At 32.8% G+C, this 13,326-nt stretch carries 17 protein-coding genes; 3 read left to right on the top strand and 14 right to left on the bottom strand.

From position 1 onward, the window contains the following. The 12 genes from ACXGQW_RS02810 to ACXGQW_RS02755 form a co-directional block, all read right to left on the bottom strand. Window positions 1-1,545: a peptidase domain-containing ABC transporter gene (locus ACXGQW_RS02810; protein WP_457823589.1), complete on the bottom strand. Its 1,545-nt coding sequence runs from the start codon at window positions 1,543-1,545 to the stop codon at window positions 1-3. A gap of 165 nt (window positions 1,546-1,710) precedes the next feature. Beyond that, the gene (locus ACXGQW_RS02805) at window positions 1,711-2,169 is read right to left on the bottom strand and encodes an SRPBCC family protein (protein WP_457823588.1); all 459 of its coding nucleotides are present in this window, start codon (window positions 2,167-2,169) and stop codon (window positions 1,711-1,713) included. Window positions 2,170-2,173: 4 nt separating this feature from the next. Continuing rightward, the gene (locus ACXGQW_RS02800; protein ID WP_457823587.1) at window positions 2,174-2,341 is read right to left on the bottom strand and encodes a Lacal_2735 family protein; all 168 of its coding nucleotides are present in this window, start codon (window positions 2,339-2,341) and stop codon (window positions 2,174-2,176) included. 13 nt (window positions 2,342-2,354) lie between these two features. Beyond that, the gene (locus tag ACXGQW_RS02795; protein WP_457823586.1) at window positions 2,355-2,531 is read right to left on the bottom strand and encodes a hypothetical protein; all 177 of its coding nucleotides are present in this window, start codon (window positions 2,529-2,531) and stop codon (window positions 2,355-2,357) included. Between the two features lie 12 nt (window positions 2,532-2,543). Continuing rightward, entirely contained in the window at window positions 2,544-3,239 is a 696-nt protein-coding gene (locus tag ACXGQW_RS02790) for an SDR family NAD(P)-dependent oxidoreductase (protein WP_457823585.1), read from the bottom strand. A gap of 4 nt (window positions 3,240-3,243) precedes the next feature. Beyond that, window positions 3,244-3,528 (bottom strand): TIGR03643 family protein, encoded by a 285-nt coding sequence (locus ACXGQW_RS02785; protein WP_457823584.1) that lies wholly within the window; start codon window positions 3,526-3,528, stop codon window positions 3,244-3,246. Continuing rightward, entirely contained in the window at window positions 3,521-3,955 is a 435-nt protein-coding gene (locus ACXGQW_RS02780) for a hypothetical protein (RefSeq protein WP_457823583.1), read from the bottom strand. The genes ACXGQW_RS02785 and ACXGQW_RS02780 overlap by 8 nt, the downstream gene beginning before the upstream one ends. Then, window positions 3,930-5,405 (bottom strand): FAD-binding domain-containing protein, encoded by a 1,476-nt coding sequence (locus tag ACXGQW_RS02775; protein WP_457823582.1) that lies wholly within the window; start codon window positions 5,403-5,405, stop codon window positions 3,930-3,932. Before ACXGQW_RS02775 ends, ACXGQW_RS02780 begins: the two co-directional genes overlap by 26 nt. Before the next feature lie 12 nt (window positions 5,406-5,417). Then, the gene (locus tag ACXGQW_RS02770; protein WP_457823581.1) at window positions 5,418-6,839 is read right to left on the bottom strand and encodes an SDR family oxidoreductase; all 1,422 of its coding nucleotides are present in this window, start codon (window positions 6,837-6,839) and stop codon (window positions 5,418-5,420) included. Between the two features lie 143 nt (window positions 6,840-6,982). Then, window positions 6,983-7,609: a flavin reductase family protein gene (locus ACXGQW_RS02765; RefSeq protein WP_457823580.1), complete on the bottom strand. Its 627-nt coding sequence runs from the start codon at window positions 7,607-7,609 to the stop codon at window positions 6,983-6,985. Beyond that, on the bottom strand, window positions 7,610-8,920 hold the full coding sequence (locus tag ACXGQW_RS02760; RefSeq protein ID WP_457823579.1) for an ABC1 kinase family protein: 1,311 nt from the start codon (window positions 8,918-8,920) through the stop codon (window positions 7,610-7,612). It abuts the gene before it with no gap. A gap of 3 nt (window positions 8,921-8,923) precedes the next feature. Next, complete coding sequence (locus tag ACXGQW_RS02755) at window positions 8,924-9,580, bottom strand: TetR family transcriptional regulator C-terminal domain-containing protein (RefSeq protein ID WP_457823578.1); 657 nt, start codon at window positions 9,578-9,580, stop codon at window positions 8,924-8,926. 354 nt (window positions 9,581-9,934) lie between these two features. Between ACXGQW_RS02755 and ACXGQW_RS02750 the strand changes: the two genes are divergently transcribed. After that, complete coding sequence (locus ACXGQW_RS02750; RefSeq protein ID WP_457823577.1) at window positions 9,935-10,186, top strand: hypothetical protein; 252 nt, start codon at window positions 9,935-9,937, stop codon at window positions 10,184-10,186. A gap of 20 nt (window positions 10,187-10,206) precedes the next feature. Here the strand turns inward: ACXGQW_RS02750 and coaD are convergent, their stop codons facing one another. Both coaD and ACXGQW_RS02740 read right to left on the bottom strand, forming a co-directional pair. Next, entirely contained in the window at window positions 10,207-10,668 is a 462-nt protein-coding gene (gene coaD / locus ACXGQW_RS02745; protein ID WP_457823576.1) for a pantetheine-phosphate adenylyltransferase, read from the bottom strand. A 13-nt stretch (window positions 10,669-10,681) separates the two neighbouring features. Next, window positions 10,682-11,659, bottom strand: a complete 978-nt coding sequence (locus tag ACXGQW_RS02740) for a D-alanine--D-alanine ligase (RefSeq protein WP_457823575.1) — start codon at window positions 11,657-11,659, stop codon at window positions 10,682-10,684. Between the two features lie 87 nt (window positions 11,660-11,746). Here ACXGQW_RS02740 and ACXGQW_RS02735 point away from each other — a divergent pair, with 87 nt between their 5' ends. Further along, the gene (locus ACXGQW_RS02735; RefSeq protein ID WP_457823574.1) at window positions 11,747-12,298 is read left to right on the top strand and encodes a PASTA domain-containing protein; all 552 of its coding nucleotides are present in this window, start codon (window positions 11,747-11,749) and stop codon (window positions 12,296-12,298) included. A gap of 2 nt (window positions 12,299-12,300) precedes the next feature. Then, window positions 12,301-13,320 (top strand): RluA family pseudouridine synthase, encoded by a 1,020-nt coding sequence (locus ACXGQW_RS02730; protein WP_457823573.1) that lies wholly within the window; start codon window positions 12,301-12,303, stop codon window positions 13,318-13,320. Window positions 13,321-13,326: the final 6 nt, after the last annotated feature.

Genomic DNA, 13,326 nt, shown 5'->3' with positions numbered 1-13,326 from the left:
TTATAGTTTTATAATTTGATTAGATTTGTCAGCCCAGTACAAGTGGTCTGCAATTACAATAACAGTCCAGTTTTTATTAGGATTCATGATATAATCTATAATACTTTTCTTTTCATCTTCGTCAATAAACTGTAACGGGTCTTCCAGCAACAACAACTTTGGAGAGCCTGCCAAAGATCTAGCTAAAATAATTTTTTGGATAATACTCCTAGGCATTCTTCTACCTTCAGAATCTACCTCAGTTTTAATTCCAGATTTGAGTTTCGAAATATATTCAGTTAATTGTAAAGCATCTAAAACATCACTTAACACTTTTTGGTCAATCTCTCTATTCAACAATATATTCTCTTCAATGGTTCCTTCAAACAACCCTGTGTTTGGATTGATAAAACTAATATGCTCGTTATAAGATTCTCTTTTATAAAACCCTATTGGTCTATCGTTGATAAGAACTTCACCTTTGTTGGCATCGTGAATTCTAGCCAAAATATTTAGTAAGGTAGATTTACCTGAACCTGTATCTCCCTTTAACCAAACTTTTTCTCCAGATTCAATATCAAAAGACAAGTTTTGAAACAAGTAACTATCCTCATTAGGATACATAAAATCTATGCCATCAACTTTAACGGATAATCCCTCTTTTGTAGTCAAGTCACCTGATCCGGTTTCTTTATCCAATTCCAAATCTGTTACGTAACCAATTTTATCTAAAGCAGTTAATACGTCGTAAATAGTTTCCATGATTCTGATGACTTTTTCAACAGAATTGATAATCAAAATAATAATAATTTCAGAAGCTACGAACTGACCAATATTCATTTGTTGCTGAAAAACAAGATATCCCCCAAGTAATAATAAACCAGCAGCTACCCAAACCTTAAAACCAATAAATAAAACAAATTGTTTAATTAATATGTTAAAGTGTTTTTCTCTACTTTCTAAGTAATTAATATTGATATCATCAGTTTTATTCAAGTGTAAATTTCCTTTATTGTGAACTTTAAAGGATTTTGCATTGCTTGCAACTTCTTCAATCCAATGTGCTAAATTATACTTGTACTTGCTTTCTTTAATACTAGTTTCTAAACCTTTGGGTCCCGTTATTTTAAAAATTAAATAGATAATTAAAACCAATGTTACTCCTAGAAAAACAAAATAAGAACTGTAAAAAGTAAGTAATAGCAAACCAAAAACAATTTGGAATACGGCTAAAGAAAAATCGATTAGTATTTTAGGCATTCCTTTTTGAATGGTCAAGACATCAAAAAAACGATTGACAAGTTCTGGAGCATGAATTTTATCTAAGCTAAGTTGTTTAATTTTGGGAACTCTAAACGCAAATTCAAAAGCAGAACGAGCAAAAATATCTTGTTGAATGTCCTCTACAATTCTTAGCTGGTTGATTTGTATTTTACCAGATATAGCAATACCAATTAACACAAAAACTACTAATACAATCCAAGAAGTGGTTAATTCTCCAGTTTGCAAGTAGTTTATAATGGCTTGTATTCCTAAAGGTAAAGATAAGTTTACTATTCCACTCATAATTGCGTAGTAGTATATGAGTCGGATAGGTTTTTTATATTGATTAATTAAATTCCAAAATCTTACTAAAGGAGATGTTGACATATTTTTATGTTGTTTGTTCAAAAATATGAAATTGAAAACACAAAAAGTATTAAGATTCATTAATACTTTTTGTGTCGTGTATTAGTTAAATTTATTGTCTACAGCAGCAAATCTAAATTTAAAAATACTGTTAAGCTGTTTTTTAATAAATAGGCTATTTGCAATGGCTCCTAAAAACCCAAAAGGAGGCTGGTAAGTAACAATATCTTTCATATAAACTCCACCATCTCTTTCTTCTATGATATGCTGATGATGCCATAGCTTGTAAGGCCCGATGCGTTGCTCATCAACAAAGTACTTTTTATCTACAACGTGCGTAATTTCTGTAACCCAAGTAGTTGGAATGTTTAGCATAGGTTTTACGATGTAGCTAATGATCATCCCTTGATACATCTTTTCATCCTTATTATCAGAAGTAATGTCAAAACCCATGTGTTTGGGAGTAATATCTTTTAAGTTTTTGGGTGAAGACATAAAGTCCCAAACCTCGTCAACGCTCGCGTTGATAAACTGCTCACTTTTTAATTGATAAAATGCCATGATGCTATTTTTTTAGTTGTTCTATTTCCAAAGCAATCTTTTCTGCTTCAGCAATTTTTGCATCACTCTGCGTTCTATTAACCGTAGATAACTGATGAGCTTCTTTAAGTAATTTTTTATACTGTTCCTCTAGTTTTTCTAAAGGACTTTTCTTTCTTAAGAATGAAAACATAATTCGTTGAGTTTTACCAAGGATTAAATTTTTTTATATTTTGTATGGTGGTTGCAACCCTTTCGGCTTTTTGAATTTTGTAATAGGACAATTCTTTGTCTGTTCCTAAGTACGTTAAAGCTTGTGAAACAAGTTTCTGATGTTTTCCTTGTAAAATTTTAATCGGAAGTTGTTTTAAGATTGCAATCATTTTATACGAATTTTATATTTTAAGTGTAGACATTCCTCCGTCTACATGTATAATTTGTCCTGTAATCCAACTAGCGTTGTTTGATAATAAAAAAGAAACCATATTGGCAATATCCTTAGGATCTCCAATTTTTTTCAAAGGGTGTCTTTGGGCATTGGCTTCAATTTTAGCATCGTTTCCTAATAACTTACCTGCTAAAGGTGTATTAGTGATAGACGGTGCCACACAATTAACTCTTATCGTTGGTGATAACTCTGCTGCCAAACTTTTAGTTAATCCTTCTACAGCTCCTTTGGATGCTGCTACTTGCGAATGAAAATTAAAACCGTTTTGAACCGCTACAGTAGAAAACATTACGATAGAAGGATTCACTCCTTTTTTTAATTTTTTAACACAAGCCTGTATGACTTTGATAGCTCCAATGACTTGCAAGTTATAATCACTTAAAAAATCCTCAGGTTTAATTCTAGCAAAAGGCAAAAGATTAATACTGCCCGGACAGTACACAATACCGTCTAAAGCATCTGGCAACGCGGACAAATTTAATTCATCATCTAAAACATTCAGTTGATGGTAATCAACGTTTTCAAAATTTTCAACATTAGTTTTATAATAAGTTCCTATTACCTGATGGCCCTGTTTCGCAAGCGCTTCTGCAGTAGATTTTCCAATTCCTGATGAGGCTCCTATAATTAAGTATGTAGACATATATTTATCTTTTTGATATTTTATTTTGCGTAATATTTCTCTGTAGGCTGCATTTAAAATTACCCTTTACAAAACTTCGTTTTTTCAAATGCTTGGTAGCTCTACCTTGTACTCGTTTTCTCCACATTTTAAAGCTAGAACTTTTCATCTCTGTTCTCATCAGCTCTATGACTTCCTGCTCTGATAAGTCGAACTGAAACTTAATAGCTTCAAAAGGAGTTCTATCTTCCCAAGCCATTTCTATAACTCGGTCTATTTGTGTTTCTGTTAATGCGTGTTTGTTATTCATAAAAGTGATTAGACATGTTGCTTTTAAGCGCTAATATTTTTTTGATGAAAGTTAGATTGCTGTTGTATCTATCGTCTTTTCTTATTTTGATGTAATTCCCTTGGGCATGAATACTCAGTAAATTGCTATCAAAAATTGATAGGTAGTGATAAGCTATCGGCCAAGAAAATCTATTTAAGGCTTGCGTTAGATGAACTAAAATACCTTTAGGTCTTAATTCAATGTTAATGTAGTTCACATCTCCTACCGTATTTAAATAGGAATAGTATTTTGGAGAAACTTCTTCAACAATCATTCGTTGGGAGCCCACTCTTTTTAGTTTGATTCTATCTAAAAACGAGTAGGGTTTACCAACAATGGCATCAATAGCATTTTTTATATCATTGTTTTTATAAGTAGTGTTATACAGCATGGTGTAAAGAATCATTATTGGTGTGTTTCCCTAAAATTCTATCGTTTTCTTCCATCACCATTGGGTCATTTTTCATTTCCCATAATATTTTACTAGCTCTTTTTCTGTTTGCTTTTAAATCGATGATAGGATGTGGGTAATCAATCCCCAATTTCAAATTAAATAATCCTTGCTCTAAAGGAGTCATTAAATAAGGTTCGTGGATGTGTTTGGTTTGCAAATGAGCCAATTCAGGTACCCACTTTCTAATAAAATCAGCATTGGCATCTAGCTCGTGTCCATTTTTTACAGGATTGTAAATGCGCAAGGTGTTCACACCAGTTTCTCCGGCTTGCATTTGTACTTGTGCAAAATGAATTCCTGGTTCAAAATCGATAAACATTTTAGATAAGTACACAGCACACTCCTGCCAAGGTTGCCAAAGTAAGTGTGTAAAGAAAGACACAATCATGGCTCTCATTCTAAAATTAAGATACCCTGTCTGGTTCATACATCTCATACAAGCATCAATCATAGGAACTCCTGTTTGTCCTTGTTCCCATGCCTCCTGATATTTTTGAGAAATATTTTTCTTTAACATTTGATACCCTCGGTTGATACTAGATTCTTCCATGGTGTGCTCCATTTCAAACTTTTGTATAAAATGAGCTTGCCACTTTAATCTGGCCATAAAAGCATCTAAATCTTTTTTGTTTTTACTCAAAGGCCTAATAGCCCTAGAAGATTGCCATACTTCTCTTGTTGATAAATTTCCCCAAGCTAAATAAGGAGATAATCGACTACAAGATTCTATTTGAGTGTTGTCTTTCTCTTTTTTAGGATTTAAATACTTGTCCTTAAAAAAAGTATTTTGGTATTTTAACGCTTCTGTGATTCCACCTCTTTGTATCAGACTTTGTTCTGGGGTAGATAAATCTGTAGCGGAGAATTGTTTTTCTAGTTCTTCAACCTCGTGAATGGTTAATAACTGGTTTTTTGGGTGAAAAGGAGCCTGTGGAGCTTCCATATATTCTTTCCACTTTCCAACCCAGCCTTTTCTGTTTTTTATTCCTCTTAGTACACCATTCCAAATGCTCTCTGTCCATTCAATAAGGTTATTATGGCAATACCTTTTAATTTTTAAGTCCCTATGATAAGTACACATCAATCCTGTTTCCTGATGGGAAAACAAATCTCTAATATTATAAAACTGTTGCAATTGATTAATGGTTGCAGCCAGCTCAGAATTTACCGCCAATACTTTAGAATTGTAAGGCAATAAATGCTTGTTAATATCTCTGATAGATTCTTTAATAAAATCCCAATGTCTTTTATCGTAATGAGGATCTTTAATCAAAAATTCTTCGAACACAAAAAGGAGTAATACTCTTTTTCCAGTTCTAATTGCGTTTTGTATAGCTTCGTTATCCTGCAATCTAAGATCGCGCTTTAACCAAACCACAGCTAATGATTCTTTGTTATACATATTGTTATGGTTTTATGGGTTAATAATATTTCTTAACATTCCGTTGAATATAAATCCGTGAAAAGGCCAAACTGCGTACCAATAAAGTCTGCCTAATACACCTTTAGGTCTGTAAATGGCTCTCTGAAAAAGTTTGTTGTTTAAAATTTTAAACTCCAACCAAGCTTCACCAGGTAATTTCATTTCTGCATAGAGCAGTAGTTTTTTTTCTTCCTTATTGGCATAAATAACTCGCCAAAAATCTATAACATCTCCTGTTTGTATTTTGTCTACGTGAGTTCTTCCTCTTCTTAGTCCTACACCTCCAAAAAACAAATCAATATAACCTCTTAACTTCCACAAAAAATTTCCGTAATACCAGCCTGTGTCTCCGCCGATAGACCATATTTTGTATATGGTTTTTTCTTCATCAACAATTTGTTTAGACCTAATATCTTTAAAACAACCATATTGTGGCGGGTTCAAGTGTTTTCCTAAAGACTCACTTAGAATAGGAGAGTTCACAGCATCTTTCCAACTAGAAACAATAGCATTTTGCTCAATAATTACAAAAGCATTTTTAACAGCTTCTTGGTAACTAATAGGAGTGATGTTTAATATTTGGTTGATGTATGAAGGTTTCCCTATAATTTCCACCTTCATACTATCAACCAAACTAACTGCTAATGAATAAGTTGTAGTAGTTACAAAATATAACCAGTAAGAGGACAATTTGGGAGTCATCACGGGAATTGTATAAATGTATCTCTTAAATCCTCTTACTTTGGCAAATTGTAATAACATTTCTTTGTAGGTGAGTACCTCTGGTCCCATAATGTCGTAAGACTGATTGTATAGCTCTTTGACAAGTACGGCTCTAGATAAAAACGAAATTACATCCGTTACAGAAATGGGTTGCGTTCTAGTATTCAACCATTTTGGAGTAATCATGATAGGTAGTTTTTCTATCAAGTCTCTAATAATTTCAAAAGAAGCACTTCCGCTACCTACAATAATCCCTGCTCTGAAAGTGGTTAAATTAAAGGTTCCCTTTCCCAATATACTTTCAACTCTTTTTCTAGACCTTAAATGTTTTGATAAATGTTTGTCATTTACAATCCCACTTAAGTAAATGACTTGTTCACATCGAGTTTTTTCAATATACTTCTTAAAATTTTTAGCACAGTTAGACTCCAAAGTTTCAAAACTTGTTGAGGTACTAGACATGGAATGAATCAAATAATAGGCGATACCTATATCAGTAGGTATGTTTTTTAAAGTTTTAGGTTTCAGAAAATCGACTTCTATAAACGTGATGTGTTTATGGTCTTTGTAGTCCTCAGGAATTCTATTCAAATCTCTAACACAGCAAACCAGCTCGTGTTTGTTTTGCAACAAAACGGGAATGAGCCTTAGCCCAATATAACCTGTAGTTCCTGTAATTAGTATTTTCATTTTTGTGTTGCTTTGATGTGTTTAAAACTCCTGTCATAACCAATGAGTACAAAGGGTAAAGGAATCTTAAATAACATCTAATTTTTTATAACGATGCTTGCGCATTTACTATACGATTGTTGATTTGTGTCAATCATCTATGTCTACTTGTTGATGGGTTTGGGTCGTTGATAGGGGATACGCTCAATTAAATCAGTTTTTACGTATCCATCTAAACCATTGATGGTTACTACTTTTCCCTTTGCCAAATCAATAAAACCATCTTGATGTATCAAATCTTCTTGTACGTATAGTTTTACAATTTCCCCAATTAAAAGAATGGTTCCGTTTTCTTTGATATCGTATTCGTTTGCATATTTCATCAATATTTGGACAGGTGCATCCTTAACAAAAGGAATCTTACTGTCTGGCTTAAATTCCTGAGTCAACGCTGTTTGATTAAACTCGCTTATTTCAAAAGGATACTTTGCACTTGTATGATGAGCATCTTCTATAATATTCTGGTATATATGGTTGATGGAATAATAACCATTCTCTTTAATATTATCGTAAGTGTTCCTCGCTACCGTTGTAGGCCTAAAAATCATACCCAGCAACGGAGGAGCTGAACCCATATGTACTACAGAGCTAAAAACAGACACATTTTCAATACCGCTATCAGAAATAGATCCAACCAAATTGGCAGACTTAAAGCCTGTTGCACTGTTGATTAGATTGATCTTAAAAATATGGTCTAACTCTTTAATTTCTTGGTGTGTATAAGTTTTCATTTACAAAGTTTTATAGTTGTTGATGACAATATTTTTAGCCTTTAAATCGTGCATTAAATTGTACACACCAAAAAACGTTCTATTCATGTATATAAAATGTTTAGAACCCCTGTTTCCATTCATGTTTTTTAGTTGGGTATCGTTGTTAAAACGTTCTCCCAAGGCTGCAATTTTCCCAAAGAAAACTTCATCAGAAAAATCAAAAGTTTCCACGTGAAATGGTTGCGTAAAAAGGCTTAGTAGGTCGTGAAATAAGCTAGTAAAAAAGAACAGTTCTTCTTGAGAATCCTCTTCTAATAAAATTTCTAATTCGAATAATTTCTCTTTAAATAAAACAGGGTCATCAATTACCTTTGGGTCTGCCAACTCAAAATATGGAATGTAAAAGTTGTCAGGAATTTGCTTCATGCACCCAAAATCTAGAGCAATCAAATCATAATTTTCTGAAATAAGAAAATTCCCTGGGTGAGGGTCTGCATGAACTTTCTTTAAAACGTGAATTTGATACATATAAAAATCCCAAAAGGCTTGACCAATTTTGGTTCTCGTACTCTCATCAACTTGATCAATCTCAAATTCAGAAAGATGAACTCCCGTCATCCAATCCATAGTGATGATTCTGTCTGTAGATAGCTCAGGATAATACTTTGGAAATTTTAAATTAGGAATGTCTTTACAAGCCTCAGAAATTTCTATACTCTGATTAACTTCTAAAATATAATTGGTTTCTTCAATTAACTTATCTTCTACTTCCTTAAAGTATTTGTCAGATCCCTTCCCTTTAATATTAAACATTTTAATAGCTACAGGTTTAACAAGAGCCAAATCTGAACTAATACTTTGGGCAACTCCAGGATATTGAATTTTTACAGCTAATTTTTTTTGATCTAAGGTGGCTTTATGCACTTGACCTATACTTGCTGCATTTACAGAATTCAAATCAAATGTATCGTAAATTTCACTTGGGCTTTTTCCAAAATATTTTCTAAATGTTTTTAAAACTAATGCAGAAGATAGAGGGGGAACTGAAAATTGAGATAAAGAAAACTTTTCTACGTACGCTTTAGGTAGCATACTTTTTTCCATACTCAGCATTTGAGCCACTTTTAAAGCACTCCCCTTTAGGTCTTTTAAACTATCATAAATATCCGTGGCATTTGCTTTGTCTAAATTCTGTTTAGCAACGGAAGCATTCCCAACAGTTTTCTCTACGTTGTATTTTAGGTAATTTATTCCCACCTTGGCACCCGTGCTTATCAATTTGGAAGCGCGTTGTATTTTTCCTGTAGGTATGCTATCGAGTGTTTTCATATATTATAGGTTAGGTTTAATTTTTTCTTTGAAAAAGAATTTTCCAAAGTCAATAATGCTTTTAATAGGAGTTAGGTTCATCACATCAAAGCTTGCATTTACAGATTTTTCTATAAACAAATCTGTTTTTTCAAAACCGTTAGAAGTATCATCTAGCCAAAATTGTATTGTAAACACTAGTTGTTTCCATTTAAACTCTTCTAAGCTCTTTTGATTAAACTCGTTAATTTCTTCTTTTTTAAAGTCAAGAGTATCTATTTCTAGCGAAGCCACGTACTCCTTAAATTTTACCTTAAGAGCGTTTAATAGTTTAATTTTTTCTAAAATATTTTTGTTTTCTTTCAATGTGATAATCACATAGCTTCTGTTAGCTGTTAACATTTCAAAAAACGTAAAATAAAATACGAGCAACTTATTTCTAGCATCTAAATCATGATAGCTTTCATCTGCACTAATCAATTTTAAAGTTTCGTCAAAAAAAGTACTGTAAACATCTTTAGCAACACTTTCAAACGAACTGTAATGATTGTAAAATTCCTTCTCGTCAATTTCTAAAGTTTTCGTAAAACTGTAAATTGATTTAGGAGCTTCTCCGTTTTCTAAAACGTGCTCCATGTATTTTGAAATAATTTCGTTTTGTAAGTTTTCTTTGGTCGACATAATATTTTTTTAAAGGCTTTACTTAAAGTTAGCTTACAATTGGCTAAAAATATCACGTCTAATCCTTTTTTTTCTACTGATGATGTTGTGGTCAATGGAAAAGGTATTTGTTACGCAGTGCTAGAAAAATCTAGACTTTTATTGTGTGTGTGATGAATAGGAAGGGGGTAAAACTATCCCAAAAGTATTTTTTTTACAGATTGGTGTTATTGGGTGTTAAATGTTTCGAATGGGAAAGTGGATGTCTAAAAAACAGAAATGCCAACTAACAATTTGTTAACAATAAGTTAACTGATTCTACATGTTTTTGGTGGTGTTGAGAAGGTATATTTGCAACGCAGTTTACAGAAAACAATGGACAGATTTTTAAGAAATACAATTTTGGGATTAGCAATGATGATATCATCATTAGCCTTTTCTAACAACCCTGGAATTGAAGGATTGGACAATATAAACGAAGTCGTTCCCGAATTAAAAGAATCTATTCAAAGAATAAACAAAGTCAATACTAAAGAGGTTGAGAAAATGTTTATGAAGAAGAAAAGAATTGATAAGATTTTTACTCCTAAGAAAAGACTTTCAAAAAAGAAATACTTTATAGCTTAATTATTTTAGATAGCTAATTCTTATTTGATGCCATCAATTACGGCTTGAGGAGCGAATTTTGTTAAATCTCCGTGGTGCTTAATAATATCTCTCACAATACTAGAACTTATAAAAGCGGTGTCTGCACTCGTTAATAAAAATACAGTATCTATACCTGTTAATTTTCTATTGGTAATAGCAATAGCTTTTTCAAATTCAAAATCTGCAGGATTTCTAAGTCCCCTTAAAATAAAATTGGCATTAATGTCTTTACAAAACTCGGTAGTTAAGCCTGTATAGGTCATTACACTAAGGTTTGAAACATGTTCAAAGGTCTTTTCTATAAAAGACAAACGTTCCTTTAAAGAAAACTTGTACTTTTTGGAGTCGTTAATACCAATGGCAATCACGAGCTCATCAAACAAAGGCAAAGCCCTATTAATCACATCTACATGACCTAAAGTAATAGGATCAAAAGATCCTGGGAATACAGCTTTTTTCATAAAGTTTAAGGTATTACTTTTTTGTGGCCATTTCAATAGCGTTCGTCAACAATTTTTCGAGCGGTATTCCAGCAGCCTTCGCTTGTTGCGGTAGTAAACTTTCTGTGGTCATACCAGGAACAGTGTTCATTTCTAAAAAGTAGGGGGTGTCTCCAATAAAAATGAATTCAGATCTCGAAAAACCACTCATGTTAAGTGCTTTGTAAGCTTTTAAAGCCTCATTGTGTAAATTTTGTAGTTGAGTTTCAGAAATTCTCGCAGGAGTTATTTCCGTAGATTTTCCTTCGTACTTGGCTTCGTAATCAAAAAAGTCATTTTCTGATACAATTTCAGTAGCAGGTAAAGGAATAATTTCGCCTTGATAATTAATAACTCCGATGGACACTTCTGTACCCTCTAAAAAAGCTTCTATTAAAATTTCAGAGTCTTCTTTGAAAGCTTTGGTTAAAGCAGCTTCAAAATCATCTATTTGATTTACTTTGGAGATACCAAAACTAGACCCAGCGTTATTAGGTTTTACAAATAAAGGAAGCCCTAACTCATCAACAACCCTTTGTTTGTTAATAGTCTCTCCCTTGTTAAAGTAGAGTGATTTTGCTACGTGAATCCCCTGCTTTTTTAAAACACTTAAGCAATCTCTTTTGTTAAAGGTTAATCCCATTTGGTAACTAGGAGCCGAGGTGTGAGGAATGTCAAGCATTTCCAAATAACCTAACATTTTTCCATCTTCTCCAGGAGTACCGTGTATTACATTAAATGCACAATCAAATTTTACTTTCTGTTGATTGTGCACGAAAGAAAAATCGTTTTTATCAATACCCAATAATAAGCCTTCTTCAATTTCTACAGACCATTGATCTTTAGTAATCGTTACTTTATAGGGAGTGTATAAATTAGTGTCAATATGGTTAAAGACAACATTTCCACTAATCATTGATATTTGATATTCGCTAGAATATCCTCCCATCATAATGGCTATATTCGGTTTCATAATTAGGTGTAATTTGGTCTAAAAATATTAAATATTAATTCAAATCCATGCATCTAGGTTTTATATCTTTGTCAAAAATAATTTTAAATGAAGTTGTTACATTTCTTAAAGAGTAAGTACTTTTTGCTGAGCTTATTAACAGCATTGATTATTAGTGTTTTGTTAGTTTTTGGGGTAATGAAATTTTTACAATCGTATACACATCAAGATCAAAAGATAGAAGTACCCAATTTAACAGCACTTACTTTAGAGGAGGTAAAAATAGTTTTAGAAGATTTAAAACTAGATTGTGAAGTACTAGAAACAGGAAGCTACAATCCTGAAATTCCTAAAGAAACCGTTTTAGAGCAGCAACCAGAAGCAGGACAAATTGTAAAAGAAAAAAGAAAAATATATTTAACAATAAATCCTAACGGTTATGCAAACGCTCCCATTCCATCTTTTTATGGAAGTACCAAAAAAGAAATAGTACAACTGATTATTAACAGTGGTTTTAATATAGGAGGATATGAAGAGGTTGATGATATAGGAACCGTTGTGAGAGGTTTAAAATTTAAAGGAAAAGACTTAAAAGAGGGAGATATGTTGCCTAAGATGTCTGTGATAGATATCGTTATTGGTAACGGACAATTGAGATAAATATGGAGGGAATAGGACCAGAAATGGAGCAGAATTACGAGCATTACAATTTTACAGCAGAACAAGGGCAAGAGCCTTTAAGAGTTGATAAGTTCTTGATGAATTTTATTATGAATGTTACTCGTAACAAAGTACAACAGGCTGTTAAAGATGGGAATGTGTTGGTGAACGATGAGGTAGTTAAAGCCAATCATAAAGTTAAACCAGGAGATGTTGTAAAAGTAGTTTTTGAGTTTGCCCCTGGAGAAACAGAGATATTACCTGAGGATATTCCTTTAAATGTAGTTTATGAAGATGATGAAGTAATTGTAATTAATAAGCCTGCAGGAATGGTTGTGCATCCTGGTCACGGAAATTACGATGGAACCATGGTAAACGCTTTAATGCATCACTTTAAAAATTTGCCAGAAAATGCTGATGGTAGGCCAGGATTGGTTCACCGTATTGATAAAGATACTAGTGGTTTGTTGGTTGTTGCTAAGACAGAACATGCTTTGGCTCATTTGTCTAAACAATTCCACGACAAAACTTCAGAACGTTTGTATCATGCCATTGTATGGGGAAATGTGAAGGACGATGAAGGGACGATTGAGGGAAATATCGGAAGAAATTTAAAAAACAGATTGCAGCAAGATGTTTTTCCAGAAGGAGATCAAGGAAAACCTGCAGTTACACACTATAAAGTTTTAGAACGTTTTACTTATGTAACTTTGGTGCAGTGTGAATTAGAAACAGGTAGAACTCATCAAATTAGAGCCCATTTTAAGCACATTGGTCATACTTTGTTTAATGACGAACGTTACGGAGGGAATGCTGTACTAAAAGGAACTACCTATACCAAGTACAAGCAGTTTGTAGAAAACTGTTTTAAGATAATTCCTAGACAAGCTCTGCATGCAAAAACATTAGGTTTTGAACATCCCACTACTGGAAAAATGATGAGGTTTGACTCTGAAGTGCCTCAAGACATGGTGCAAGTACTAGAAAAATGGAAAGGTTATACGTTAACTAATAAAGATTGATTTAAC

The sequence above is a fragment of the Wenyingzhuangia sp. IMCC45533 genome (genome assembly GCF_054111225.1).
The sequence above is the reverse complement of the archived record's forward strand: the minus strand, read 5'-3'. Positions and strand labels throughout refer to the sequence as shown.